Raw genomic sequence first — 26,739 nt, 5'->3', positions numbered from 1 at the left:
GATCACTCCGGGGTTGCTGGGGGGGTCAGCCGGAGCGGGCCAGCTGACGCTCCGCACGTTCGGCGCGTTCTTCGGCCTCGACGCGCGCGGTGATGTCCTTCTGGATCCCGATGTAGTAGGTCAGCCGGTCTTCGTCGTTGAAGATGGGCGTCAGCGACAGCTCGTTCCAGAACAGCGAGCCATCCTTGCGATAGTTGCGCAGGGTCACGCGGCAGGGGCGATCCTCGTCCAGCGCGGCGCGGATTTCGCGCACGGCATCCTGGTCGCTGTCGTCGTTCTGCAGAAAACGGCAATCGCGGTAGAGGATCTCCTCGGAACGATACCCGGTGAGCTCCTCGAACGCGCGATTCACGTAGATCAGGATATTGTCGTTGCCTTCGCGTTCGGCAATCACCACCCCGTCGTTGGAGGCGTCGACCGCGAGGGCGAGCAGCTCGGCATCAATGGTTCGCGTCATGTCTTCGGTTCGATAGGTTCCATCCGTCAACTTTACAGATTGTCATAAAGCCGCTTGACTGTCCCTTTGTCCCTGCCGGAATTCGGTTTGTTCAATCGTCCTGCCGGGGGGCTGTTGGAGTAGAGCGCAAAAAGAAAGGGCCGCACCATCGCTGATGCGGCCCTTCTCGTATCGCCATTGCCGGAGAGCGTTACATCTCCTGGGTGATGGTGAATGCCCCGCGCACCTGCCCGGCCTGGTAGCCGGTGGCCTCGTCTTCCGGATAGAGACGTTCCAGCGCGTGCTTGATGTCGGAATCGATGTCCTCGCCGTGGCAGGCCAGGCACTGGCCGCCGGTCGGGATCGCTGCCATGAACCGGAACCGCGCGCCATCCTCGGTCTGGATCACTTCGTGCGTCGGGGCGACTTCGTCGGCCGGGGTGCCGGCAGCGACTTCGGCGTCAAAGCTTTCCAGCACCGCGCGCTCCCACTCGTCCGGGGCGTTGTCGGGGTTGCGCAGCTTGAGGCTGGTGCGCCCGACGTCCCAGCCGGTGTCGGCGGAGATGTCCGCGGCGATCTCCGGGGCCACCTCGTTGCAGACCTGGATGGCCTCGGTGGGGCCGCCGGTTTCCATCGCGCTCATCAGTTCGCCCTGCAGGGTGCTGGCGAATTGCTGGATGGCCTCACGGCTCTCCATGGCGCGCTGTTCGATTTCCTCTTCGCTGACCTCGGTGGCTGCCGGTTCTTCGGCGGTCGTGGTCGCCTCGTTGTTGGAGCAGCCTGCGGCGAGGGCCGCGATGCCGAGGGCGATGGGGGCAAGTTTCCAGTGATTCATGAGCAGGACCTCTTCGTCGCAGTTTCCGTTGCCTTTGGATGCATTCATTGTACAAGGCTTGTACAGGATGGTCTCGCAGCCGGTGCGGGATTGCAACCCGGGCGGCATGCGGCTGCGGCAATCCGCTGATAACGGTCAAGGTAACTCTGGACTTGATCTAAATCAACACGCCGTTCAGTGCTAATGTTCGCGGGCGATACCGGTGTCACTCAGGACGAATCCCGGCGTTTCTTGAGCAGGACGTATACGGCGCCGGTGCCACCGTCCGCCGGACGTGCCGAACAGAACGCGAGCACGTCGTCGCGCTGGCGCAGCCAGTGGTCGGTCAGCCCCTTGAGGACCGGGCCCCGCGGGCTCGAGCGCTGGCCCTTGCCGTGGATGATGCGCACGCACAGGCGGTCATCCGCGCGTGCCTCGTCGATGAAACCGGCCACCGCCTGGCGTGCCTCGTCGGCGAACAGGCCGTGCAGGTCCAGTTCGTCCTGAATCCGGTAATGGCCGCCGCGCAGCTTGCGGAACACCCGCTGGCTGATGCCCGCGCGGCTGAAACGCAGCTCGTCGCCGGGCTGGAGGTCGCCGAATTCCAGCGGGTCGCTCATCCAGTCGCGCCGGGCCTGTTCCTCGTCGCGGTCGCGCTGGGCCGCGCGGGCGGGCGGGCGCGGCGTATCCTTCTCCGCGCGGTCGCTGTGAATCCGGCGTACCGGGCCCACCGCACGCAGAAACTCGTCGAAATCGCTGGGACCGTCCCCGGAATTCATGGCAGGATACTCGCTTTCCGAGGCTCCGGCACAGGCAGGAAACTGCATGTCCCGAAGCCGTTTCCAGTATATTGAAGACCCTTTCAAAGCCTCCGGCTCCCGAATGCGCATTCTGGTCAGTAACGACGATGGAATCCATGCCCCCGGCATCCAGTGCCTGGCCGGCCACCTGCGAACGGTGGCCGAGGTCCGGGTAGTGGCACCGGACCGCGACCGCAGCGGCGCCAGCAACAGCCTGACGCTGGTGCGGCCGCTGCACGCCCGATCGGTGGGCGACGCCGGTGTGCAGGTCGATGGTACACCCACCGACTGCGTGCATCTGGCGCTGACGGGGTTGCTGGAGGAGGAGCCGGATCTGGTGATCTCCGGCATCAATGCCGGGGCCAACATGGGCGACGACGTGCTGTACTCCGGGACCGTGGCCGCGGCCATGGAGGGTCGCTTCCTTGGCCTGCCATCGATCGCGGTGTCGCTGGTGGGGACCGACCTGCGGCATTACGACACCGCGGCGCGCGTGGTGCTGGATCTGCTGGATCGGCTGCGGCAGGTCCCGCTGCCGGCGGCGACCATCCTCAACGTGAACGTCCCGGATATTCCGTTCGAGTCGATCCAGGGCGTGCAGACCACCCGCCTGGGGAACCGCCATCGCGCCGAACCCATGGTCGCCGACCAGGATCCGCGCGGGCGGGAGATCTACTGGGTGGGTCCCGCAGGGCCGGAGCAGGATGCCGGTCCCGGGACCGATTTTCATGCCGTGCGCGAGGGCTACGTCTCGATCACGCCGATCCAGGTGGACCTCACTCGTTACGACGCGATCGACACCGTCGGGCGCTGGCTGGAGGGTGCCGCGCCGGGGGATCACCACCAGGGAGGTACACCATGGTGAGCGACGCCTCGGGTGCCGGGCTGACCTCGGGGCGGGCGCGCGACCGCCTGGTCCGGATCCTCGAGCAGCAGGGTATCCGCGATCCGCGGGTGCTGGAGGCCATCCGCAGCGTGCCCCGGCACCTGTTCGTGGAGGACGCGCTGAGCCACCGCGCCTACGAGAACATCGCGCTGCCCATCGGGCACCGCCAGACCATCTCCCAGCCGTTCATCGTCGCCCGCATGACCGAGGCCCTGCTGGAGGGCGGGCCGGTGAGCACCGTGCTCGAGATCGGCACGGGTTCCGGTTATCAGGCGGCGGTGCTGGCGCAGATCGTCGACCGGGTGTACTCGATCGAGCGGATTCAGGCGCTGACCCGCAGCGCGCGCGAGCTGCTCAGCCGGCTGGGCATCAACAACGTGAACCTGCGCCACGGCGACGGGGCGGAGGGCTGGCCCGAGCGCGCACCGTTTGACGGGATCATTCTCACCGCGGCTCCGCGCGAGGTGCCCGAGACCCTGCTCACCCAGCTGGCTCCCGGCGGGCGTCTGGTGGCCCCGGTGGAGAGCGCGGACGGTCGTCAGCATCTGGTCCGCTATACGCGCACCGAGGATGCGTTCGTCCGCGATGTCCTCGACGGGGTGATGTTCGTGCCCATGCTCCCGGGCGCGGAGCAGTAGCGACGTGTCCGGAATCGCGCCGCGATGAAACTGTTCGAGCCGGTCTACGATCGGGTGATGGGGTGGTCCCGTCACCGTTATGCGCCCCGCTACCTGGCCGGTCTCTCCCTGGTGGAATCGTTCGTGCTGCCGTTCCCGCCGCCGGATGTCATGCTTGCACCCATGGCGGCCGCGTCGCCGGCGCGGGCCTGGTATCTGGCCGCCCTGACCACGGTTGCCTCGGTGATCGGCGGGGTGCTGGGTTACCTCGCCGGCTGGCTGGCGTTCGAGTCGCTGGGCCCGTGGCTGCGGGACATCGGCTACGCCGCGGAGCTCGCGCAGGCCGAGGACTGGTTCGCCACCTGGGGGGTGTGGGTGGTGCTGGTGGCGGGGTTCTCGCCGCTTCCCTACAAGCTCTTCACCATCACCGCCGGGGCCCTGGCCATGGCGTGGCTGCCGTTCGTGCTCGCCTCGCTGCTGGGGCGCGGTGCGCGTTTCTTTCTGGTGGCCCTGTTCATGGCCTGGGCGGGGCCGCGCGCCGAGCGCCATCTGCGCCCCTACATGGAACGCATCGGCTGGGCCGGGATCGGCGTGCTCGTGGTGGCCATCGCGGTGTATCTGGCCCTGGAGTGAGCATGCACGAGAGGGTGCTGCGCGGCCTGATTTTCGTGTTGCTGGCGGCCCTGCTGGTGGCGGCCGTGAGCGGATGTGCGCTGCGCACGCCGGGCGATTCCCGGGTTCCCGATACGCATACCGTGTCGCGCGGTGAAACCCTGTACAGCATTGCCAGCCGCTACGGGCTGGAGTGGCGGGCGGTGGCACGACGCAACGCGATCGGTGCGCCCTATGTCATTCATCCCGGCCAGCGCCTGCGCCTGACCGGTCCGGCGCGTTCGTCGCCGCCCCCGGTGCCATCGCGCGAAACGGCGAGCGGATCCGGGACTTCATCGAGCGAGCGGGGGCGCCCTTCCGGCACCGGTGACGAGCCTGCGTCCGCCCCGGAACCCGAGCCGGAACCCGAGCCGCGGCCGGCCCCGAGCGGTGACGGCGAATGGGTGTGGCCGGCCGATGGTGACGTGGTGCGTGCCTTCTCCGACAGCTCCAGCACCCGACGAGGGCTGGGTATCGGTGGCGAGCGGGGGGATCCGGTGCGGGCGGCGCGCAGCGGCGAGGTCGTCTATGCAGGTGGCGGTCTGGTGGGGTATGGTCGCCTGATCATCGTGCGTCACGACGAGCGTTTGCTGTCGGCCTACGGACACAACGACGAGCTGCTGGTCGAAGAAGGCGACACGGTGGAAGGCGGCGATCCGATCGCGCGCCTGGGTGCATCGGGGACGGACCGGCCGATGTTGCACTTCGAGATCCGCGTGGACGGCTCGCCGGTTGACCCGGCGGGCTACCTTCCGGATCGTTGAACCGAGCAATTGACTGGCAGGATCACGCATGAGCGACCCCCGGCACCCGGCCGATCTCGACGGCCGTGAAGGTGACGATCCGGAATCTCCTCTGGAGGAGCCGGCATTGCATGAACCGGCGGAAGAAGAGCGGGTCGAGGACGACGTAGCCCCTCTGGAAGAAGAAGCCCCCGACCCGGTCGAGGCGGGAACGCCCGAGGAGGAGGTTCCGGTGCGTCCGCGCACCCTGCGCGATGCGCGCCCCGCGGAGCTGGACGCCATCCAGCTCTACCTGCGCGACATCGAGTTCCGCCCCCTGCTGACGCCGGACGAGGAACGGCATTACGCGCGTCTGGCACGCCAGGGAGACGAGGCCGGCCGGCGGCGCATGATCGAATGCAACCTGCGTCTGGTGGTGAAGATCGCCCGGCGCTATCTCAATCGCGGTCTGCCGCTGCTGGACCTGATCGAGGAGGGCAACCTCGGGCTGATGCATGCGGTGGAGAAATTCGATCCCGAGCGCGGCTTTCGTTTCTCCACCTATGCCACCTGGTGGATTCGCCAGACCATCGAGCGTGCGCTGATGAATCAGGGACGCACCATTCGCATCCCGGTGCACGTGTCCAAGGAACTGCGCACGCATGCACGGGTGGCGCGCGAACTGACCCAGGAGCTGGGGCGCGATCCCAGTGAAGAGGAACTGGCCGCGCGCCTGGAAAAGCCGGTGGCCGAGATCCAGAAACTGCGGGCGATGTCCGAACCCTCGACCTCCATGGACCTGCCGCCGGGGCCGGATGGTGATCGCTCATTGACCGACATCCTCGCCGACGTGAATGCGGTGGAACCCTCGTCCATCCTCGAGGATCAGGACATCCAGGATCTGGTGGAGGAATGGCTGGGTCAGCTCGACGAGAAGCAGCGCGAGGTACTGGTGCGCCGTTTCGGTCTGCACGGCTTCGAGCGCTCCACGCTGGAGAAGGTCGGCGCGGAGATCGGGGTCACGCGCGAACGCGTGCGCCAGATCCAGATGGATGCGCTCAAGCGCCTGCGGAGGCTGCTGGAATCGCGCGGGATGAAGGGTGACGAGGTGCTTCCCGGGTCCTGAGTACTGCCGGGCTCCCGAGCGCGGTTGGGCATCGACTCAGTCGCCGGCGGAGGCTTCTGCCGGTTCCACGATCAATGCTGCGGCCACGTCGCGGCCTTCGGCCATGATCAGGTTGTAGGTGCGGCAGGCCGCCGCGGTGTCCATGATCTCCACCCCCAGCTCGCGCCGCTGCAGTTCGCGGCGCAGCTCGCGCGGCGGAAAGCGGCTGACCTCGCCGGTGCCGATCAGCAGGACCTCCGGGGGGTCTTCCAGGACCGGGCCCAGTGCCGCCAGGTCCAGTTCGCCGGCCGCGCGCACTGGCCAGTCCGCATGCAGCGAGCGCGGCCGCACGATCAGACTGGCGTGATAGCCGACATCGTTGATTCCGATCGCACCCGGGGCATGTCCGGTGATGCGATAGGTGACGCCGTCGGAGGTGAGTTCGGAGAACAGCATGATCCAGACGCTACCCCGTGGCGGCGCCGGGCTCAAGAGGCGGTGTCGGGGCAGGGGTCAGCGGCGCGGCCGGAAACCCGGCGGGCGCTCGGCGATCCAGTCCACGAAGCGCCGGATGGCAGGTTCGGCCAGCAGGGCCTCGCGAGTGTTCAGACGTTCGGCGAGCGTCTGTTCGTCGAACTGGCGGTGGATGTGGTCGTGGCACGGGCGGCAAACCTGCAGCAGGCGGCCCTCGCGTTCGGCGCGCGGGAACCGGCGGCGGATGCGCCGACGCCGGTGCTGCTTGCGCGGGATCAGGTGGTGCCGGGTCAGGTGTTCGTGTCGCCCGCACAGCTCGCAGATCCCGCTGGTCGGGGCCTCCGGGGGCGTGCCGGGCGCGTGTCCACCATGGCGGTCTCCGGGTGGGCACATGGATCGGCGTTTCCCTACAGGCGCGGCCGGATCGGATCGCCGGGGTGGGCGCCGGGGAGACCCATGCGCATGCGGCAGCGCGGTGGAGGATTGGTCACGAAGTACTCCGGCCCGGCCAGATCGCCCATGCAGCCAATGCGATCGGGCTGGAAGGCGCGCCGCGCCAGCGCGTGCAGGGCGTCGTCCAGCGGCCCTTCCTCGCGCACCCGTTCGCTGCTGATCGGCTGCCATTCACCGTTTTCGCGTTCGGCGATGGCGAAGCCGAAGGGGAAGTAGCCGGGACCGCCCAGGCGGATGTCCGTGGCGACCAGGCGCGGCGGACGGTCCTCGTCGTACTGCGCGTGAAAGCGCAGGAACGGGCCGCTGAACTCGCGCAGGCGCCGGCCGTCTTCGAGTTCCATGGCGGCTTCTTCGAGTCCGTGCGGGTCGCGGCGGAAGGTCTCGAAATCGGGACGGATCGGCTGGTCGAAGATCCCGACCCAGGCCTCGTGGAAGTGGTTGCCGTCGAGCACCGTGACCCGCCACACGAGCATGTTGAACGGGGTGGGCTGGACCAGCCGGGGCTGGTCCTCCAGTCCGGCCTGGGCCAGCGCGGGCTGGATGTGACGGTCCAGCCACGCCTGCAGGGCCAGGCCGCTGCCGGCGTAGGCGGTGGAAAGCACCAGCCCGGCCACCAGCGCCCGCGGCGCGAAGCGCCAGAAGGCCGCGACGATCACCCCGATCAGCAGCGGCAGGGTGTACAGCGGGTCGATCACGAAGATCGAGGCCGTCCCCACCGGGTCGACTGGCAGCGGCCAGAGGATCTGGGTGCCGTAGGTGGTCAGGGCATCGTTGAGGACATGGGTGACCAGGACCAGCGCAAAGAACCACCACCAGCGGGCAAAGCCGATGTCGCGGGTCGCCGGGATCCGCGAGGCCAGCCCGGCGGCCGCCAGCGAGAACAGCAACAGCACCGGGATCGAATGGCTGAACCCGCGGTGCAGGGTGAAATCGGAGACCGCATCACCGTAAGCTATGAGGATGTCGAGATCCGGAATCAGGGCGACCAGCGCGCCGAGTACCAGGGCCTTGCGGCCCAGCCGTGAACCGAGGACGAGGCCGCCGACGGCGGCACCGAGACTGGCGTGGGTGACGGGATCCATGGGGGTCTGCGTTTCCCTGCGATGCGTGGGCGGGTGGTCCTGCGACCGGCCGCGGCGCGGCGAGTTCGGGGCGCAATGATGGCGGGCGGCGACGATCACGCACAAGCCCGCGGCCGGCACGCGGATACGCGGGCCTGGGATTTCTGGATCGACCGCGGTGGCACCTTCACCGACATCGTGGGGCGCGACCCCGAGGGCCGGCTGCATTCGCACAAGCTGCTGTCGGAGCACCCCGAGGCCTATGCCGACGCGGCGGTGCAGGGCATCCGCGACCTCCTCGGGCTCGCGCCGGGCGAACCGGTGCCGGCGGCGCGCATACACGAAGTGCGCATGGGCACCACGGTGGCCACCAACGCCCTGCTGGAAGGCAAGGGCGAGCCGGTGGTGCTGGTGATCACCGCGGGCCTGGAGGACGCGCTGCGCATCGGGCATCAGGCGCGCCCGGAGCTGTTCGCGCGCGACATCCGCCTGCCGGTCCCGGTGTACGACCGGGTGGAACCGGTGGACGAGCGCGTGGATGCCGCCGGACGGGTGCTGCGCGCGCCCGATCTGGACGCCCTGCGGTCGCGCCTGCAGGCGGCGCGGGCGGACGGCTATCGCGCGCTGGCGGTGGCCTGCGTGCACGGCTACCGCTTCCCGGCGCACGAGCAGGCGGTGGCCGAGCTGGCGCGCGAGCTGGGCTTCGAGGAGGTGGTCGCCAGCCACGAGGTCAGCGGCCTGATCAAGCTGGTGCCGCGCGGCGAGACCGCGGTGGTGGACGCCTTTCTGTCGCCGGTGCTGCGACGCTACGTACGACAGGTGACCGCCGAGCTGGGGACGGTGCCGCTGCGCTTCATGCAGTCCTCCGGCGGACTGGTGGATGGCGAACGCTTTCGCGGGCGCGATGCGGTGCTGTCCGGTCCCGCCGGTGGCATCGTCGGGGCGCTGCGCACCGCGGGCCCGCTGGGCTTCGAGCGCCTGATTACCTTCGACATGGGCGGGACCTCTACCGACGTGGCGCATCTGGCGGGCGAGCTGGAGCGGCGTCAGGAGAGCGAGGTGGCCGGGGTCCGCCTGCGCGTACCGATGCTGGACATCCACACCGTGGCGGCCGGCGGCGGGTCGATCTGCCGGTTCGACGGCATGCGCCTGCGCGTGGGGCCGGAGTCGGCCGGGGCGCAGCCGGGTCCGGCGGCGTACGGTCAGGGCGGTCCGCTGACGGTCACCGACTGCAATCTGCAGCTGGGACGGTTGCGGCCCGAGTATTTCCCGGCGGTGTTCGGGCCGGATCGCGACCGGCCGCTGGATGCCGGGGCGGTGGCGGAGGGCTTTGCCGCGCTGGCGGCCGAGGGGGGGGCGACCCAGGACGAGCCCCCGTCGCCCGAGGCGCTGGCCGAAGGCCTGCTGGAGATCGCGGTGGAACACATGGCGCGCGCGATCAAGACGATTTCGGTGCAGCGCGGGCACGACGTCGGCGGTTATGCGCTGGTCTGCTTCGGCGGGGCCGGCGGGCAGCATGCCTGCCGGGTCGCCGAGCGTCTGGGCATGCGGCACGTGCTGTTGCATCCGCTGGGCGGGGTGCTGTCGGCCTTCGGCATGGGCCTGGCCGAGCTGCGGGCGCTGCACGAGGCGAGCCTGGAATGTCCGCTGGACGGCGATGGCGTGGTGCGGCTGGAGGCGGCGCTGGGCGAGCTGGAGGCCCGGGCCCGGGACGAGCTGACCGGGCAGGGCGTCGAGCCCGCGCAGCTGCGCCTGCACCGGCGGGTCCAGCTGCGGGTGGAGGGCTCGGATTCGCCCCTGGAGGTGGAGGCCGGGAGCCCGGAGGCGATGCAGCATGCGTTTGCCGAGGCCTGGCGCCGGCGTTACGGCTTCGCCCCGCCGGACCGGCGGCTGGTGGTGGCGGTGGCCGCGGTGGAGGCCGTGGGGCCGGGGGCGGAACACCCCGCGGAAGCGGCGGGCGCCACTGCGAAGGACGAGGCCGCGACGGGCGAAGCGGAATGCGCGGAACGGGTGTCGATGTTCACCGCAGGGCAGTGGTGCGAGGTGCCGCTATATCGTCGCGAGGCCCTGAGCCCCGGCATGCGGCTGACGGGGCCGGCGATCGTGATCGAGGCCACCGGCACGGTGATCCTGGAGCCGGACTGGCGGGGCCGCATGGCCGCGGACGGCACGCTGATGCTGGAGCACGACCCCGCCGCGGGGGCGCATGATCGCAAGCGGAGCGAGGATCCGCAGCGTCGCGACCCGGTGCGGCTGGAGGTCTTCAACAACCGCTTCATGGCGATCGCCGACCAGATGGGCTTCACTCTGCAGAACACCGCCCATTCGGTGAACATCAAGGAACGCCTGGATTTCTCCTGCGCGCTGTTCGACGGGGCCGGCCGGCTGGTGGCGAACGCGCCGCACATGCCGGTGCATCTGGGCTCCATGGGGGCCAGCGTGCGCGCGATCGTGGCGGCCTTCGGCGACGACCTGCGTCCGGGCGATACCTACGTGCTCAACGATCCGTTCAACGGCGGGACCCATCTGCCGGACATAACGTTGATTACGCCGGTGTTCCTGGATGCCGCGGGCGGGGTCACCAGCGATCCGGCGACCCCGGCGGTGCTGCGGTACTTCGTGGCCTCGCGCGGGCATCACGCCGATGTCGGCGGGATCACGCCGGGGTCGATGCCGGCGTTCTCTTCAGCTCCGGAGGAGGAAGGTGTGCGCATCCCGCCGGTGCGGCTGGTGCGCGACGGCGAGTTCGATGGCGAGATCCTCCGGACGCTGCTGATGTCCGGTCCGTGGCCGGCGCGCAATCCGGCGCAGAACCGTGCCGATCTGGAGGCGCAGGTGGCGGCCAATCGGCGCGGTCTGGAGGAACTGGATCGCCTGCTGGCCGAAAGCGGCCCCGCGCTGGTAACTGCCAGCATGCAGCATGTGCAGGAGAACGCGGCCGCGGCCGTGCGGCGGCTGATCCCGGAACTGGAGCCCGGCCACTTTCGCTGTGCGCTGGACAACGGGGCGGAGATCGTGGTGTCGGTGACCCCGGATCGGCCCGGATCGGCGGAGGATGCGCGGCTGGTGATCGATTTCGACGGGACCTCGGCCCAGCGCGCGGACAATTTCAACGCGCCGGTGTCCATCGTGCGTGCGGCGGTGCTGTACGTGCTGCGCTGCCTGCTGGACGACCCGGTGCCACTCAACGACGGCTGCCTGGATCCGGTGGAGCTGCGGGTGCCGGAGGGCTGCATGCTCAATCCGGTGCCGCCGGCCGCGGTGGTGGCCGGGAACGTGGAGACCTCGCAGGCGGTGACCGACGCCCTGTTGGGTGCCCTGGGGGCGCAGGCGGCCGCGCAGGGGACGATGAACAACCTGACCTTCGGCAACGACCGGCACCAGTATTACGAGACCATCGCCGGGGGTGCCGGTGCGGGCCCCGGCCACCATGGCGCCAGCGCCGTGCAGACCCACATGACCAACTCGCGCCTGACCGACCCGGAGGTGCTCGAGAGCCGCTTCCCGGTGCGGGTGGAGCGCTTTGCGCTGCGCACGGGCTCGGGCGGCACGGGGCCCTGGCGGGGCGGCGACGGGGTTATCCGCCGTCTGGGTTTCGACGAACCGATGGAGCTGACCCTGCTGGCCAATCGCCGCCGCGTGGCACCCTTCGGCCTGTGCGGCGGTGGCGATGCGGCGGCGGGCGAGGACTGGCTGATCCGCGTGGACGGGCGCCGCGAACGCCTGCAGGGCTGCGACCGGCGTGCGCTGGAAGCGGGCGATGCGGTGGAGATCCATACCCCGGGCGGCGGGGGTTACGGCACGCCGGAACCGGAGTAGAGCCGGCCCCGTGCGGACCGGGCACCGGTGCGAGGGGGCAAGCCGGTGGGGGGGTCAGCCAGTCGCGCCGGCCGAGGCCCCCGCGCCCAGTTTCTGCTCCATCAGGTGATCGAACAGGGACTCTTCCGGGATGATCTGTGCGCGCCCGGTGCGGAACTCCTGGGCCAGCCCCTGGAGGCTGTGCTGGCGCTTGCTGCGGCCGGCGGCATCGGTGAACAGGAAGCGCCCGGAGTTGGTGCCGCGCCAGACCAGCTTCATGCGCGTGACCCGGGTGCCGGCGGGCGAGGTGAACTGGATCCAGGTGCCGGACGCCAGGCTGTCGGCGGTGTCCACGTGCTCGTCGTCGTGATCGCGCATCAGTGAAGGGTCGTCGTCCGGGAGGCGCGCTGCGGTGGCGAACGGACTGGCCGTCGAGCGGCCCTCGCTGCGTCGGCCGCGTTCGCGAGTGCGCTCCGAGCTGGTTTTCCCGAAATCCTGATCGCGGGTGCTCGCGGCCTCCGAGGATCCGGTGCCGCCCGTTTCGTGAGCGGACTCTCCGGCGCCCGGCTCTGCCGGCTCTGGGCGGGCGGGCTTGCGTCCCGCGGCCATCAGGTGGGCACTGACCAGATCGGACTTGATGCGGGCACGTTCCTCCGCCGACAGCGGAGCCCGGTCGAGATAGGCGCGGATACGGGCCAGCAGCGGCGCCGAGGACTTGAAGTCCGGGGCCTCGCGCATCAGCTGCAGCAGTTCCTCCAGCAGAGCCAGACCGGCGGGGGACTCCCGGCCGTCGTCTGCTTCCTGGCTGTCATCGGCGGCGGATGCGGCGGTGTCCGCAGGCTGTTCGCCGGGGGTGGCGGCCGGGGTCTCGTCGTCGGTCCCGTCCGTGGTGCCCGTTTCCGCGGCGCCGGCCGGGACGTCGGACGCCCGAGAGGATCCCGGACCGCCGTCCTGCACAGGGGCCGGCGCGGTGGCGGCGTCCGTACTGCCCTGCGATTCGGGGGCTGTCGCCACGCGGGCGGTCTCCTCCGCGGTGAGCAGCGGGACCCAGGCGTCCATCAGCTGCTGGCGGGCCTGGTCGGGCAGGCCGCGTCCGGCGGTTTCCACGGTCTGGTGGACGGTGGTCTCCATCTGCCAGGAGACCTCGATCCGGGTCTCCTCCTGTTCCGCCTCCCGACGTTCCTCGGCCGCCTCGGTTTCGATCTCGGATTCGACCTGCTCGAGATCCTCGCGCAGGGCCTGCAGCGCGCTGTGGTAGGCGTCGGCACTGTCGAGGCCGGCACCCCGCAGACGCTCGACGTGTTCCGCGACCAGCCGCGCCAGTGGCAGTTCGCGGGCGTCTTTGAGGTCGAGATCGGGGTCCACGCGCAGGGCGATATTGAGCAGCTGACCGGTCATCTGGCGTGCCGGGTGCTGCTTGTCGCGGAAGAAGCTGCTGTCGCGCATGGCTATGCGCACCAGAGGGAGCTGGAGGTCGGCCAGGGGTTCGCGCAGGGCCGGGTTGAGGTCGTCGCGCTTGAGGATCAGGTCGAACAGCCCCTGCAGCAGGTCCATGATGAACGGCTCCAGCGACTCGCGGCTGGGGGCGTTCTGGACCATGGTGGCCACCGCCAGGGTGCCCGGCATGCCCTGCGGCATCGCTCCGCCCTCGGCGGGCACCATGCCGCGTTCGCCGGCCGGGACGACGTAGCCGAACTGGCCCCAGTGGCCGGCGGGGGCGGCCGGTCCCGGCTCGTGCCGGGCCGTCGCGGTGGTCGCCGGGCCGGCGTGCGCTGGCGGCTCTTCTGTCCCGGCCCGGATGGCTCCGCCGCCGCCGGTGCTCCGCGTGCGCGCCACGGGACCCGTTTCGGGGACAGCCAGCCCCGCTTCGCCGAAGGCACGGAGCAGCGCCTGCATCTCCGGCTGCAGGTCGCGAACCACGTCGCGGTCGAACCAGTGCAGCAGCATCAGACAGTCTTCGGGGGGCAGGGGGACGGCTTCGACGGCCTGAAGGAAGGCATCCCCGAGGGCATGCGGATGCCAGGGGGCCGCCTCCGGGGATGCTGCGAGCCGGTAATCCCGCGTGAGCTGCTCCAGGGCGTCGATCTCTTCCGACATCACCGAGCGCGCCCCGGCGACTACCTTGCGCAGGGCGACTTCGCGTTCGGTGGCCTCCTGATCCATCACGCTCAGCTCGAGGCCGACATCGTCGGCGCCGGGGTCCGTGCCCGAGGGCGGCTGTGCCGGGGTCAGTCGTTCCGCCAGTCCGCTGCGGAACTGAACGAGCACGGATTGAGCCGCCATGCGAATCTGCCGCGACAGCATCATGTTCTGCTGCGCGCGCTGGGAATCGATCGCCTTCTCGGCCGAGTCCATCAGGCGGTCGTCGAGCTCGTTCATGAATGCGCGGTTCTTTTCCTCGAGCGCATCCATGAACGGGGTCCAGACGCGCTGCAGCAGCCGGGGCGGGATTCGGTAGGTCTGGGCCATGATCACGTGGAAATTGAGCGTTGGGTCTCACTCTATCACCGCTGTCGGGGGGCGAGGGGTGACCGGGGTCACGTCAAACCCGACGTCTGGCGGGGTTGTGATCGGCGGGTCGCGCGGAACCGGGTCGGCCGCAGTCGGTCCATGGTGTTGCGGACGGCGGGCCTGCGGCCCGGGCACCGGCAGACGGAGGGGACGATGGAACGACTGATTGACTGGGCCGAGCGCGGCTGGTTGCCGGATGCGGCCATCCGTGCCGGGATCCGGCATCTGCTGCGGCGGCGGCTGCGCGAGAGTGGCGGGTCGCCGGAGACCCTGCGTGCACGGCGCGAGGCGCTGGTACGGGCCATGCGTGAGGCGCCCGTCGCTCTGTCCACCGATACGGCCAACGAACAGCATTACGAGCTGCCGACCGAGTATTTCGAGGCGTGCCTGGGGCCGTGGATGAAGTATTCCTCCGGATGGTGGCCGGAAGGCGTGGAGGATCTGGCCGGAGCCGAGGCGGCGATGCTGCAGCTGACCACGGAGCGCGCCGGGCTGGCCGACGGCCAGCGGATCCTGGAACTGGGCTGCGGCTGGGGGTCGCTCTCGCTGTGGATGGCGGAACAGTTCCCGCGGGCCTCGATCCTGGCGGTGTCCAATTCGGCGACCCAGCGCGCGGCGATCGAGCACCGGCGCGATGCCCTCGGCCTGACCAACCTGGAGGTGGTGACCGCCGACATGAACGATTTCAGTCCTCCGTACGGCGACTTCGACCGGGTGGTTTCCGTCGAGATGTTCGAACACATGCGCAACTGGCCGGAGCTGTTCCGTCGCATCCATGACTGGCTGCGCCCGGGCGGGTGGTTCTTCATGCATGTGTTCGCCCATCGCGACCGCGCCTATTTCTTCGAGACCGACGGTGATGCGGACTGGATGGCCCGGCACTTCTTTCGCGACGGGCTGATGCCGTCCGAGGATCTGGTGCATGAGTTTCAGGACCACCTGCGGGTGCGTCACCAGTGGCGGGTGGGCGGCGAACACTATGCGCGCAGTCTGAACGCCTGGCTGCAGCGTCAGGATGCCGCCCGCGAACGGCTGTTGCCGCTGTTCTCCCGGACGCCGGATGCGACGGAGCCGGCGCGGGTCTTCCAGCGCTGGCGGATGTTCTACATGGCCTGCGCCGAGCTGTTCGCCCGGAACGGCGGGGGTGAGTGGTTCGTCTCGCATACCCTGCTGGAACGCCCGCTGCGCGAGGACACGGAATGACCCTTTCGGTCGCTTTTCTTTGGGGGCTGCTGGCGGCGCTGGGTCTGATGACCCTGGTCTGGGGCGCGGCGATGCGTCGCCGCGACGCCAGCCTGGTGGATCGTTTCTGGGGTATCGGCTTCATCGTCGTCGGCGTCCTGTGGTGGGGGATGGCCGGGTTCCCGGCAGCGGGACTATGGATGCTGGTGCCGGTGGTCCTGTGGGGCCTGCGCCTGTCGGCCTACATCACCTGGCGCAACTGGGGCCATGGCGAGGACGCGCGGTACACCGCGATGCGCGGAGAGCTGAGCGATGCGGCCTTCGCGCGCCGCAGCCTGGTCACGATCTTCGGTCTGCAGGGTGCGCTGGTGGCGGTGATTGGCCTCCCGGTGCTGGCGGGGGTCAGTGCGCAGTCGATGCAGCCGCTGCTGCTGGCGGCGGGCCTTGCGGTATGGGCCTTCGGTTTCGTCTTCGAGACCGTGGCCGATCTGCAGATGGCCCGCTTCCGCGCCGATCCGCAGCGGCGCGGCGAGGTCATGGACCGGGGGCTGTGGCGCTACAGCCGGCATCCCAACTACTTCGGCGAGATCGTGGTGTGGGTGGGCTACGGCCTGCTGGCGCTGGCGGCCGGCGGCTGGTGGGGTATCCCGTCGGCGGTTCTGATGATCGTTCTGATCCTGCGGGTATCCGGGGTAACGCTCCTCGAATCGCACCTGCACGAGACCCGCCCGGGTTATGCCGACTACGTTGCGCGGACCCCGGCGCTGATCCCGGGGCGCCCGCGCCGGCGGTGAATGGCGCGCAGGCTTGCCGGACCCGGGGCCGGCACGCTATAAATGCGCGATTCCGCCCCGTCCGGGGCGACGCCGACCATCCTCCGAACGTGGAACCGAGCATGAGCGCTTCCCCCAGCTCCGTCCAGGCCATGGAACTCAAGGGCCGCATGCTGCTGGTCTCGGTGCTGCGGGTGCACGACGCCGAGCCGCACAACCTGGGCCACATGCTCGCCGCGCGACGCGACGAGGCGCCCGATCTGATGCGCGACATGCCCATTGTGCTGGATCTGCAGCCGGTGGCGGATGCCGGGGACGCCGCGCTGCGCGCGGTTGTGCAGCAGGTGCGGGCCGCGGGCTTTCGCCTGATCGGGCTGCAGGACGGCGAGGCGGCGCAGGCGCTTGAAGCGGCGGATGCCGCCGGACTGCCGCCGCGTCTGGCCATGGGTGGCCGCGGCGGTTCCGGCGAAGTGGCCCTGGGCGAGGGCCGTGCGCGGCGGGAGGCCCCATCCGCGGAGGCCGCGGAGGAAAGCGATTCCGCGGCGTCGGCTTCGGCGGCGCCGGTGGCGGTGCACAGCGCGACACGCGTCGTGGACCAGCCGGTGCGCTCGGGGCAGCAGGTCTACGCACGCGGCGGGGATCTGCTGGTGACGGCTCCGGTCTCCGCCGGTGCGGAGCTGCTGGCGGACGGCCACATCACCGTACTGGGGCCGTTGCGTGGCCGCGCCCTGGCCGGAGTGCGCGGGCTGGTGAGCGCGCGCATCTTCTGTCGCCGCCTGGAGGCCGAGCTGCTGTCGATCGGTGGACACTACCGGATTGCCGAAGACATCACGGAAGCCGAGCGCGGCGACAACCGGCTGGTGACACTGGCGGGCGAAAGCCTCAACATCACGGAGTCCTGAGCGGATTCCGCTTCCCTCGATTCTCAAGGAGACGCAGCCAACATGGCACGTATCGTAGTGGTGACTTCCGGCAAGGGGGGCGTGGGCAAGACCACGACCTCGGCCGCGATCGCGACCGGCCTGGCCCAGCGGGGCCACAGGACCGCAGTGATCGATTTCGATGTCGGTCTGCGCAATCTCGACCTGATCATGGGCTGCGAGCGGCGCGTGGTTTATGACTTCGTCAACGTGATCAACGGTGACGCGAACCTGAAACAGGCGCTGATCCGCGACAAGCGGGTCGAGAATCTGCACATCCTTCCCGCATCGCAGACTCGCGACAAGGAAGCGCTGACCGAGGATGGCGTAGAGCGCGTGCTCGGCGAGATGGCGGAAGAGTTCGATTACATCATCTGCGACAGCCCGGCCGGCATCGAGCGGGGTGCCCTGATGGCTGCCTATCACGCCGACGAGGCGGTGGTGGTCACCAATCCCGAGGTGTCCAGCGTGCGTGACTCGGACCGGATCCTGGGGATTCTCGCCTCCAAGACCCGCAAGGTGGAACAGGGCGGCGATCCCATGCCCGGGCGCCTGCTGCTGACCCGTTATTCCCCCGAGCGGGTGGAGCGCGGGGAGATGCTCAGCATCGAGGACGTGGGGGAGATCCTGGCGATCGACCTGCTGGGCGTGATTCCGGAATCCCAGGCGGTGCTGAATGCCTCCAACGCGGGGCAGCCGGTCATCCTGGACGCGGAGTCGGATGCCGGGCAGGCGTACGACGATGCCGTCGGCCGCTTCCTGGGCGAGGAGCGTCCGCTGCGTTTCGTGGACGTGCCGAAGCGGGGCTTCTTCGGCCGTTTGTTCGGAGGCTGAGTCCATGGGCATCTTCGATTATTTCCGTCAGCCACGGCAGAAGAGTGCGAACGTTGCGAAGGAGCGCCTGCAGATCATCGTGGCGCGCGAGCGCGCGGCGCGTTCCGGCCCGGACTACCTCCCGGCAATGCAGCAGGAGCTGCTGCAGGTGATCCGCAAATACGTCGAAGTGGACGACGACGCGGTGCAGATGAACGTCGATCGCGAAGGGGACTGCGAGGTGCTCGAGCTCAACATCACTCTGCCCGACCATGAGGAAGGGGCCCGCTGAGGCAACTGCGGGAACGTGGCCGATCCACCGTTTGTCCACCACGGACAACCATCGGAAGGAGACGGCGCCATGATGCAGACCATCCTGATCGTGACCACCAGTCACGACGAGCTCGCCCCGGGGCATGCGACCGGACTCTGGTTTGACGAATTCGCAGACCCCTATCAGCGGTTTCGCGAGGCCGGATACGAGATCAAGGTCGCCAGTCCCCGGGGCGGCCCGGTTCCGCTGGACCCGCGGAGCCTCGAGGCGGCCCACCCCGGGCCCGCGGCGGCGACCGCGCAACAGGCCCTGGATGACACCATCCCGCTGGATGCGTCGGTGCAGCACGAGCAGTACGCAGCGCTGTTCTTCCCCGGCGGGCACGGCACCATGTTCGATCTGCCGGATAATCCGCATGTCCAGCGGCTGGTCGTCGAATTCCTCGAGCACGACAAGGTACTCGGCGCGGTTTGCCATGGCCCGGCCTGTCTGGTGGGCGCCATGCTCCAGGATGGCAGCCCCGCGGTCTCCGGCCGGCGGGTGGCCGCCTTCACGAACAGCGAAGAAAAAGGCGTCGGTCTCGATGCCGCGGTCCCCTTTCTGCTGCAGGATCGTCTGGAGGCTCGCGGTGGCAAGGTGGACGCCGCCGACGACTGGGCGGAACACGTGGTGGTTGATGGCCGCCTGGTGACCGGACAGAACCCGCAGTCGGCACGGGCGGTCGCCGACGCCATGGTGCGCCTGTTGCGCGGCACCTGACACCTCCCGGGCCCTTCCCGGAGTCGCCCGGCGTCCCGGGCGGCTCCGTTTCTTCCCTTCGTCACCCCTCGCATCCCCTATCCCTTCGTCGCAGTCCAGGCCGGCGTGCTGCGGGTGCCTGCCGGCCGGCGTCCGCGAAACCGTGTCGTCATTGGCATGCACCGTCCGGGGTTTTCGGCTAGAATCGCGGGCGGCTCATCAGCGGGAGCGTGCGGGAAAGGTCGCGTGCCCCCCATCGCCGGGAACCCGTAAACGACGGATCCCGGGAAACCATAGATGAACGTCAATCGGTCGTATCTAGATTATTTATTTGTTATTAGTGGTTAACCTTCCTAACCTAGGCGACCGTCACGATTAACCAACGCGTAGGAGAAAGCCACATGGCCGCCAAGAAGTACTCCGCGGGTGTCAAGGATTACCGCGAAACCTACTGGATGCCGGAATACATGCCGCTGGATACCGACCTGCTGGCATGCTTCAAGATCACCCCGCAGCCGGGCATCGACCGCGAAGAAGCCGCAGCCGCCGTGGCCGCCGAGTCCTCCACCGGGACCTGGACGACGGTGTGGACCGACCTCCTTACCGATATGGACTACTACAAGGGCCGTGCCTACGCCGTCGAGGACGTGCCGGGTGACGACGAGTCCTTCTACGCGTTCATCGCCTATCCGATCGATCTGTTCGAGGAAGGCTCGGTGGTGAACGTGTTCACCTCGCTGGTGGGCAACGTGTTCGGGTTCAAGGCCATCCGTGCCCTGCGCCTGGAAGACGTGCGTTTCCCGATCGCCTACGTGAAGACCTGCGGTGGTCCGCCTGCCGGTATTCAGGTCGAGCGTGACAAGATGAACAAGTACGGCCGGCCGCTGCTGGGCTGCACCATCAAGCCGAAGCTGGGTCTGTCGGCCAAGAACTACGGGCGTGCGGTCTACGAGTGCCTGCGTGGCGGTCTCGACTTCACCAAGGACGACGAAAACATCAACTCGCAGCCGTTCATGCGCTGGCGCGAGCGTTTCGAGTTCGTGCAGGAAGCGACCGAGAAGGCCGAAGCCGAAACCGGCGAGCGCAAGGGTCACTATCTGAACGTGACCGCGCCGACCCCGGAAGAGATGTACAAGCGTGCCGAGTTCGCCAAGGAGATCGGCGCGCCGATCATCATGCACGACTACATCACCGGCGGTTTCTGCGCCAACACCGGCCTGGCCAACTGGTGCCGCGACAACGGCATGCTGCTGCACATCCACCGTGCGATGCACGCCGTCCTCGACCGTCATCCGAAGCACGGTATCCACTTCCGCGTGCTGGCGAAGATCCTGCGCCTGTCCGGCGGTGATCACCTGCACACCGGTACCGTGGTCGGCAAGCTGGAAGGCGACCGTGCCGCGACCCTCGGCTGGATCGACATGCTGCGCGAATCCTTCGTCCCGGAAGATCGCTCCCGCGGTATCTTCTTTGATCAGGACTGGGGCTCCCTGCCGGGCGTGTTCGCGGTGGCCTCCGGTGGTATCCACGTCTGGCACATGCCGTCGCTGGTCACCATCTTCGGCGACGACTCCGTGCTGCAGTTCGGCGGCGGTACGCTGGGCCATCCGTGGGGCAACGCCCCGGGTGCGACGGCCAACCGCGTGGCGCTGGAAGCCTGCGTCCAGGCCCGTAACGAAGGCCGCGACGTCGAGCGCGAAGGCAAGGAGATCCTCACCCAGGCCGCGCAGCACAGCCCCGAGCTGAAGATTGCGATGGAAACCTGGAAGGAGATCAAGTTCGAGTTCGACACCGTCGACAAGCTCGATTCCCAGCACAAGTGATCGCCCGAGTGCGGACGGCCGCTGGCGGCGCCGTCCGCACCCTGAACGAACCAGACACAGGATGACCGACATGTCCGATATTCAGAACTTCAAGCCGGTGCAGAAGTACGAAACCTTCTCCTACCTGCCGGAGATGAACGCCGACCAGGTGCGCAAGCAGATCGAATACTGCCTCGCGCAGGGCTGGAACCCCTCCGTGGAGTACTCCGAGAAGGAGCACGCCATGTCCCCCTACTGGTACATGTGGAAGCTGCCCTTCTTCGGTGAGCAGTCGGTGGAAGCCGTGCTGCAGGAAATCGAAGAGTGCCGTCGCAGCAATCCCGGCATGATGGTGCGCTTCGTCGCGTACGATAACTACGCCCAGAGCCTGGGCATGGCCTTCGTGGTCGATCGCGGCCGCTGATCCGGCTGCGGCCGGGTCGGCTGTCGCCGGCCCGGCCATTCCATACAGGGTTTTACTGTTGCCGTCGCCAACTGTAAGGAAGTGCCATGAGTAATCCGACATCCGCGTCTGCAGGCCTCTCCGGTCGCGAGCTGGCCCGCGAACGGCGCAAGGCCATGTCCCGCAATGGCAAGGCCGCCGTGAAGGGCTCGAACCAGGGCGTCTCGCGGTCCCAGGTGGTTCGTCAGAACCCCGCGCCCGCGGCGCCTGCGCCCGAGCCGGCTCCCTCGGCCCCGGAATCGGGGCGTGAGTCCGACGCGCCCGCGCAGCCCGAGCCCCGGTTCGCCGAACCGCGGGCGGAGCGGCAGACCGATGGGTCCGACGCGCCGCCTCCGGGCGCCCACCAGGGTGCCTCCAACGGGCGTCAGGCCGCGCTCGAGCGTCGGCAGAAGATGGCACGTCAGGGCAAAAAGGCCCTGGGGCGGGGCAGCACGCGCGGCTCGGGCGGATTTGCCCGGGCCGGCTCCGAACGCTCGCGGCAGCTCGAAGTCCTTGCGCAGAGCCAGGACGTTGACTGCGAGAACATGAGCGGCCGCGAGATCTGCCGCCTGCGCCGTCAGGCGCTGGCGCAGAACGGCAAGAAGGCGATGGCGACCGAACCGCGGCGCGAGGATCGTCTGCGTGGCCGTGAGCGCGACCCGGAACCGCCGCGCCCGACGCGTCCGCCGCGGGAGGCCGCGCGGCAGCCGGAATCGCCGGCGACCGATGAATCCGCCGAACGTGCGGGAGAGGCGCTGGACCAGGGGCTGGATCGCCTGTGCGAGCAGGTGGAACAGCGTCAGGACGAGAACGATCGCGAGATCAAGCCGATGATCTCCGACGTGCGGGCCATCTGCATGGCGCGCCGGGACGCAATGGCGAGCCAGGGCAAGAAGGCGCTGCGTCGGCGTTATCAGGCCGGCACCAAGCGGCCTTCCGATCTGCCGCGCGAGGGCTCGTGGAAAGCGGCCCAGCGCAAGGGCATGACGACCCGGGAGATCGCGCGTCAGCGGCGCCAGGAACTGTGCAGCATTGGCCGCGGTTCGTCCGAGCCGGGCCGGCCTTGCGGCCGGCCGCGGCACGACGCCCAGCATGATGCGCCGCCGAAAGTCGAGGAAGGGACCACCCTTTCCGGCGGGCACGTGAGCGGCACCCAGGTCGAGAGCACTTATGCCGTGACCGGTGGCGAAGCCGGCAGCTGCTACGACGTGACCGGGACCGAATACCTGGGCGCGGAACATTTCGATCGCTACTGCGGGACGCTCCCGGAGGCCCATTCGCCCAAGGTCGGCCATTCGCATACGAGCCACGGGCAGGAAGTCAGTGGAACCGAGGTGGGGCGGTCCCGCCAGGTCACCGGCGACGAGCGCGGCAGTTGCGAGGCGATCACCGGCACCGAGTATCTCAGTACGGAACAGTACGAGGGCTTCTGCGGCACGCGTCCGGCACCCGGCACTCTGCGCACCGGCGTGATGCACACCGGTCGCGGCGAGGATGTCTCCGGCACGACGGTCGGTCGCAGTCCGAAGGTAACGGGTGATGAGTCGGGTTCCTGCCGGAGCGTGACCGGGACCGAGTATCTGAATACCCGCGACAGTGAGGTTCCCTGCACGGGAAAGCCTGACGGAGCGCCGGCGCGGGCCGGTGTGATGCACACCCTGCGGGGTCGTGAACTGACCGGCACCGACGTCGGGCGCTCCTCTCCAGTGACGGGTGTTGAACACGGGGACTGCAAGCCCGTGACGGGTACGGAATACCTGGGTAGCGAGGACTTCCAGCGCTGCGGGACGCGCGGCGAACCGGCGGCCTCCCGTGTCAGCGAGATGCACACCGCGCACGGCCGGTCCGTGACCGGTGTGGCCGTGGATCGCAGTCCGCGGGTGACCGGAGACGAGACGGGTTCCTGCGCCTCGCTGACGGGGACGCCTTACTACAACCGGGCCAATTTTGCGGAGCTCTGCGAGCAGCCGGCGGCCGGTGGCGTCCACAAGGTCGGCGTGATGCATACCCTGCATGGCGGCGAGGTGTCGGGAACGCGGGTGGAATCGTCCAGTCGCATCACCGGCGATGAATACGGGGGCTGCAAGCCCATTACCGGGACGGAATACGTGGGATCCGATCATTACGAAACACTGTGCGGCACCACGCCGGAAGCCGGCCCGGACAAGGTCACGATGAGCCGTACCTGGAAGCAGCAGGGGGTCTCGGGCCCGGCGATGGGACCGTCCTCGCGCGTGACCGGCGATGAGTACGGGGCGTGCAAGCCGATCAGCGGCACCTCGTACGTGGGTCCGGACCAGTATCAGCAGTACTGTGCCCCCGAGGAAGCGCGTTCGGCCGGCGTGCGCGTCGCACAGCGGCACTCGACCCCGGGGCACGCCGTTTCCGGCAGTCAGCCGGGTTATGACGACCGGGTGACCGGAACCGAACACGGTGCTTGCCAGGACGTTTCCGGCGCGCCATATGTCGGTGCCGACGAATTCGCGTCCACCTGCGCCAATGTGGCCGGCGACCTGCATCCCCGCCTGCGTCCGGAAGGATTCGAAGGGAACGCGGTGATGCAGACCACCGCTGCATACCAGGCCGCCCCGGCGGCGGGTGATGCCGAAGTGCCGGCGCGCGGCTTCAGTGTGCCGTCTCCGGCCCGCGAGGCGCGTGAACGGCGCGTGACGGGTACGGCCTACGGTTCGAGCGGATCCATCACGGGTTCGGTGAACAAGGCGGTGGGCCTGGTGTCCGGCACCGAGGAGTTCCGTTACGGAGAGGCGCGTGCCCGGGCAGGCGCACCCATGGCCATGGCTCAGGCTCAGGCCCGGGCGGCGATGGCCGAGGTTGAGGCTGCGGAGCAGGACCGTGCCGGTGCCGAACGCGTGACCGTCAATGGGGCCGGCGGAGACTTCGCGATTACCGGTGATGACTGGCAGCGCGGGGAGTCGGTGACCGGTACCGAAGGCTTTTCGACGCGGCGCAACGTCAGCATGCGCGGGAATCCGCGGGGCGAGGGCAGCAGTGCCTGGAGCAACCGCGAGCTGGAACGCAAGGAAGTGCCTGCGAGCCGGATCACCGGGTCCTCGGGCAGTACGGACGCCGGGTCGCTGGTGACCCTGTCCGGCGGCGCCCGCGGCTGATCCGGGGAGTCGGGAGCTCATGGTCGTTCGCCGCCGCCGCAAACCGACGTCTCTGCGCCCTCGCGGGAATGTGAGCGGGCGTGGCTCGGCGTCGGCGCCGCAGGCTCAACCGGCACCCCTCGTGGGTACGGAGCCGGCGGGCGGGCCCGAGCTCGGCGAGGTCGGGCGTTATGCGCCGGTCGACGACGGCAGCGGTGTGCGGCCGGGGCATCCTCTGGCGGATGTGCGTGGTAACGAACGCCTGCAGGGATTCGAACAGGGGTTTCGCGATCGCTTCGCCGCCCTGATCCCGGTGCTGCGTGAGATCCATGCAATGCAGCACGAAAAGGACTTCGCCGAACGGGCTCAGTCGGTGGCGGAACGTCGCCTGGGGGTGAGCCTGCCGCGGCAGGTGCTGGAAGATGCCTGGATCAATCATCTGGATACCCGGCGGCTGTACCTCGAAGGAAGTTTCCGGCTGTTTGACCGGATGGTGAACGAGTACTGGGCAGGCCGCGACGATCTGGTGGCCGAAGCGGAGTCGGCGATCGCGTGGTTCCTGGATTGCGATTTCCACGAAGTAGATATCTCGCCGTGCTCCGATGGCCGCCTGCTCGGCCTGCGGCGTTTTATCCTGCGCCTGCCGGACATGGCGGTGCGGGTGAAGAGCTACGCGGGCGCCCTGTTCGATATCGAGGAGGACGTGCGGCACTGGACCAAGCGGGAGCTGTTGCGGTTTCGTGAAGGGCGGCCGACCACTGCGGACGTGCCGAGCCGGTACCTGAAGGTGGCGGCGTACCATTACAGCAGTGCGGACCCGGATCACCAGGGCTGCACCGCTCATGCTTCCTGCGAACGGGAGGCGGCGGACGCCGCGCTGCGGCAACTGCGGGCGTTCCGGCAGGCGGTGGAAAACACCTACTGCTGCGGCGCGTCGGTGGACACCCTGCTGATCGGGGTGGATACGGATACGGATGCCATCAAGGTCCACGTGCCGGATGGCGAGACGCGGATGAGCCTGTACCGCTTTGTGGACAGCGCGGCGCTGTACCGCGAGACGCAGGACATGAACGAACAGGACGCGTCGCTCGCGGTGTATCGCGCGATTCAGGACACGGTGCATCAGCAGGGCTGGGGCACCGGGAACGGGGCGCCGCACGAAGGCATGCTGCGATTCATCTCGCGGCTGCTGATGAACAACCTGTCGCAGCTGGATTACGTCGCCCGCTATCACGGTGGCCATTACGCCGACGTCGGGCATCGCGAACGGATGATCATCGTGGGCCAGGAAGTGGAAGAGATGCAGGTGCGCAACTTCGCCTACATCGCCCATCTGGACACCATGGAAGAGGGTGCCGAGAGCATGGATGTCGGCGTGAACAAGGTGTTCCGCAAGCTGAACGTGGAACGTGGTCTGCCGGTGCCGGTGGTGGTGCATTTCCGCTACGACCGCAAGGTGCCCGGCTCGCGCGAGCGGGTGGAGGCCCGCTGCCGGCGGGTACGCGACGAGATCATGAAGCGCTATCGGGACCTGTCCGAAAAGGGACTGATCGGCTGCCACATGGTGATTCGGGACAAGCGCAGTGGTTCGCAGCTGGAGCCGCTGGAGGCCTGAGGCCAACGGGAACGACATGAAGATCTGCAAGGTAGAGAAAACGCTGGTATCGACCAATCGCATTCGCGATCTGGGACATCGGCCCCTGCTGGTGGTGCAGGAGAAGGTCGGCGGTCCGCGGACCGTGGCGGTGGACGCCGTTGGCTGCGTGCCGGGGGATTGGGTGATCGTGGTGGGCTCGTCGGCGGCGCGGGAAGCGGCCGGGGACAAGTCCTACCCCAGTGATGCGACGATCGTCGGGATCATCGATCACTGGGAGGAGCAGTAACCCATGGACATCATGCGCGTGGAGGACGAGCTGACCGTAACCCGTCGTGTTGACGGGCTGAAAACGGCGTCCCTGCGCGTGCTGGTGGACGCGAAAGGTGGCCGGGCGGTCGCGGTGGATCCGGTCGGTGCGCACCCGGGGAACTGGGTGTTCACGATCAGCGGATCGGCCGCCCGCCTGGCGCTGGACGACAATTCGATCCTGACCGACCTGACGATCGGGGGGATCATTGATTACTGGGATGACGGCAGTGACGACACGTCGTCGTCGACCAGGGACAAGGCTGGGCAGGACCAGACCGATACCGGGCGCTCGGATGGCGGACGCAGGGCCGCGTGAGCGTCGAATTTTCGAAGTAACCGTAACTCCGGGAGAAAATAGCAATGGCGAGTGAAAACTTTGGTGTGGCCCTGGGCATGATCGAGACCCGCGGTCTGGTTCCGGCGATCGAGGCGGCGGATGCGATGACCAAGGCCT

General features: G+C 68.6%; 26 protein-coding genes. 19 read left to right on the top strand and 7 right to left on the bottom strand.

Features of this window, described 5'->3' with window-relative positions:
• Positions 1-25: 25 nt before the first annotated feature.
• The 3 genes from F788_RS0105740 to F788_RS0105730 form a co-directional block, all read right to left on the bottom strand.
• Positions 26-457 (bottom strand): PAS sensor domain-containing protein, encoded by a 432-nt coding sequence (locus F788_RS0105740; RefSeq protein WP_019589553.1) that lies wholly within the window; start codon positions 455-457, stop codon positions 26-28.
• Between the two features lie 190 nt (positions 458-647).
• The gene (locus F788_RS0105735) at positions 648-1,271 is read right to left on the bottom strand and encodes a DUF3365 domain-containing protein (protein WP_019591621.1); all 624 of its coding nucleotides are present in this window, start codon (positions 1,269-1,271) and stop codon (positions 648-650) included.
• Positions 1,272-1,480: 209 nt separating this feature from the next.
• Complete coding sequence (locus tag F788_RS0105730) at positions 1,481-2,029, bottom strand: Smr/MutS family protein (protein ID WP_019022360.1); 549 nt, start codon at positions 2,027-2,029, stop codon at positions 1,481-1,483.
• A 103-nt stretch (positions 2,030-2,132) separates the two neighbouring features.
• Here F788_RS0105730 and surE point away from each other — a divergent pair, with 103 nt between their 5' ends.
• The 5 genes from surE to rpoS are packed head-to-tail and all read left to right on the top strand — an operon-like array spanning position 2,133 to position 6,052.
• On the top strand, positions 2,133-2,915 hold the full coding sequence (gene surE, locus F788_RS0105725) for a 5'/3'-nucleotidase SurE (RefSeq protein ID WP_018870570.1): 783 nt from the start codon (positions 2,133-2,135) through the stop codon (positions 2,913-2,915).
• Complete coding sequence (locus F788_RS0105720; protein WP_018870571.1) at positions 2,909-3,574, top strand: protein-L-isoaspartate(D-aspartate) O-methyltransferase; 666 nt, start codon at positions 2,909-2,911, stop codon at positions 3,572-3,574. The genes surE and F788_RS0105720 overlap by 7 nt, the downstream gene beginning before the upstream one ends.
• 24 nt (positions 3,575-3,598) lie before the next feature.
• The gene (locus F788_RS0105715; protein WP_019022362.1) at positions 3,599-4,186 is read left to right on the top strand and encodes a YqaA family protein; all 588 of its coding nucleotides are present in this window, start codon (positions 3,599-3,601) and stop codon (positions 4,184-4,186) included.
• Between the two features lie 2 nt (positions 4,187-4,188).
• Positions 4,189-4,968, top strand: a complete 780-nt coding sequence (locus F788_RS0105710) for a peptidoglycan DD-metalloendopeptidase family protein (RefSeq protein WP_019589551.1) — start codon at positions 4,189-4,191, stop codon at positions 4,966-4,968.
• A 28-nt stretch (positions 4,969-4,996) separates the two neighbouring features.
• Positions 4,997-6,052 carry an RNA polymerase sigma factor RpoS gene (gene rpoS, locus F788_RS0105705; RefSeq protein ID WP_019589550.1) on the top strand — a complete coding sequence of 352 codons (1,056 nt, stop codon included), beginning with the start codon at positions 4,997-4,999 and terminating at the stop codon, positions 6,050-6,052.
• A 36-nt stretch (positions 6,053-6,088) separates the two neighbouring features.
• Here rpoS and F788_RS0105700 read toward each other — a convergent pair whose 3' ends face one another.
• Genes F788_RS0105700 through F788_RS0105690 form a run of 3 tightly spaced genes read right to left on the bottom strand, consistent with a single transcriptional unit; the run spans position 6,089 to position 8,040 of the window.
• Positions 6,089-6,487 (bottom strand): Mth938-like domain-containing protein, encoded by a 399-nt coding sequence (locus F788_RS0105700; protein WP_019022365.1) that lies wholly within the window; start codon positions 6,485-6,487, stop codon positions 6,089-6,091.
• A 57-nt stretch (positions 6,488-6,544) separates the two neighbouring features.
• Positions 6,545-6,898, bottom strand: coding sequence for a hypothetical protein (locus tag F788_RS0105695; protein ID WP_019589549.1), 354 nt, complete (start codon positions 6,896-6,898; stop codon positions 6,545-6,547).
• 14 nt (positions 6,899-6,912) lie between these two features.
• Positions 6,913-8,040, bottom strand: a complete 1,128-nt coding sequence (locus F788_RS0105690; RefSeq protein WP_019589548.1) for a metal-dependent hydrolase — start codon at positions 8,038-8,040, stop codon at positions 6,913-6,915.
• A gap of 75 nt (positions 8,041-8,115) precedes the next feature.
• Here F788_RS0105690 and F788_RS0105685 point away from each other — a divergent pair, with 75 nt between their 5' ends.
• Positions 8,116-11,838: a hydantoinase B/oxoprolinase family protein gene (locus tag F788_RS0105685; RefSeq protein ID WP_019589547.1), complete on the top strand. Its 3,723-nt coding sequence runs from the start codon at positions 8,116-8,118 to the stop codon at positions 11,836-11,838.
• Between the two features lie 54 nt (positions 11,839-11,892).
• Here the strand turns inward: F788_RS0105685 and F788_RS0105680 are convergent, their stop codons facing one another.
• Positions 11,893-14,286, bottom strand: coding sequence for a DUF1631 family protein (locus F788_RS0105680; RefSeq protein WP_026332718.1), 2,394 nt, complete (start codon positions 14,284-14,286; stop codon positions 11,893-11,895).
• 195 nt (positions 14,287-14,481) lie between these two features.
• Between F788_RS0105680 and F788_RS0105675 the strand changes: the two genes are divergently transcribed.
• The 13 genes from F788_RS0105675 to F788_RS13345 form a co-directional block, all read left to right on the top strand.
• Positions 14,482-15,531, top strand: a complete 1,050-nt coding sequence (locus F788_RS0105675) for a cyclopropane-fatty-acyl-phospholipid synthase family protein (protein ID WP_019589545.1) — start codon at positions 14,482-14,484, stop codon at positions 15,529-15,531.
• The gene (locus tag F788_RS0105670) at positions 15,528-16,304 is read left to right on the top strand and encodes a DUF1295 domain-containing protein (RefSeq protein ID WP_019589544.1); all 777 of its coding nucleotides are present in this window, start codon (positions 15,528-15,530) and stop codon (positions 16,302-16,304) included. Before F788_RS0105675 ends, F788_RS0105670 begins: the two co-directional genes overlap by 4 nt.
• 101 nt (positions 16,305-16,405) lie before the next feature.
• A complete protein-coding gene (gene minC / locus F788_RS0105665; protein WP_019589543.1) occupies positions 16,406-17,185 on the top strand; it encodes a septum site-determining protein MinC in 780 nt (259 codons plus the stop codon).
• A 42-nt stretch (positions 17,186-17,227) separates the two neighbouring features.
• A complete protein-coding gene (gene minD, locus F788_RS0105660) occupies positions 17,228-18,037 on the top strand; it encodes a septum site-determining protein MinD (RefSeq protein ID WP_019022373.1) in 810 nt (269 codons plus the stop codon).
• Between the two features lie 4 nt (positions 18,038-18,041).
• Positions 18,042-18,308, top strand: coding sequence for a cell division topological specificity factor MinE (gene minE / locus F788_RS0105655; RefSeq protein ID WP_018870583.1), 267 nt, complete (start codon positions 18,042-18,044; stop codon positions 18,306-18,308).
• A gap of 69 nt (positions 18,309-18,377) precedes the next feature.
• On the top strand, positions 18,378-19,049 hold the full coding sequence (locus tag F788_RS0105650; RefSeq protein ID WP_019022374.1) for a type 1 glutamine amidotransferase domain-containing protein: 672 nt from the start codon (positions 18,378-18,380) through the stop codon (positions 19,047-19,049).
• A gap of 380 nt (positions 19,050-19,429) precedes the next feature.
• On the top strand, positions 19,430-20,851 hold the full coding sequence (locus F788_RS0105645) for a form I ribulose bisphosphate carboxylase large subunit (RefSeq protein ID WP_019022375.1): 1,422 nt from the start codon (positions 19,430-19,432) through the stop codon (positions 20,849-20,851).
• Between the two features lie 70 nt (positions 20,852-20,921).
• Positions 20,922-21,254, top strand: coding sequence for a ribulose bisphosphate carboxylase small subunit (locus F788_RS0105640; RefSeq protein WP_019022376.1), 333 nt, complete (start codon positions 20,922-20,924; stop codon positions 21,252-21,254).
• 86 nt (positions 21,255-21,340) lie between these two features.
• A complete protein-coding gene (locus F788_RS0105635) occupies positions 21,341-24,400 on the top strand; it encodes a CsoS2 family carboxysome shell protein (RefSeq protein WP_019589542.1) in 3,060 nt (1,019 codons plus the stop codon).
• Between the two features lie 121 nt (positions 24,401-24,521).
• Positions 24,522-25,994: a carboxysome shell carbonic anhydrase gene (locus F788_RS0105630; RefSeq protein WP_019589541.1), complete on the top strand. Its 1,473-nt coding sequence runs from the start codon at positions 24,522-24,524 to the stop codon at positions 25,992-25,994.
• A 16-nt stretch (positions 25,995-26,010) separates the two neighbouring features.
• Positions 26,011-26,262 (top strand): carboxysome peptide A, encoded by a 252-nt coding sequence (locus F788_RS0105625; protein WP_018870589.1) that lies wholly within the window; start codon positions 26,011-26,013, stop codon positions 26,260-26,262.
• 3 nt (positions 26,263-26,265) lie between these two features.
• Positions 26,266-26,601, top strand: a complete 336-nt coding sequence (locus tag F788_RS0105620; protein ID WP_018870590.1) for a carboxysome peptide B — start codon at positions 26,266-26,268, stop codon at positions 26,599-26,601.
• A 44-nt stretch (positions 26,602-26,645) separates the two neighbouring features.
• On the top strand, positions 26,646-26,739 hold a 94-nt coding region (locus F788_RS13345), incomplete at its 3' end, for a BMC domain-containing protein (protein ID WP_038030644.1).

Source organism: Thioalkalivibrio sp. ALE10, from assembly GCF_000381385.1.
GTDB lineage: Bacteria > Pseudomonadota > Gammaproteobacteria > Ectothiorhodospirales > Ectothiorhodospiraceae > Thioalkalivibrio.
The sequence above is the reverse complement of the archived record's forward strand: the minus strand, read 5'-3'. Positions and strand labels throughout refer to the sequence as shown.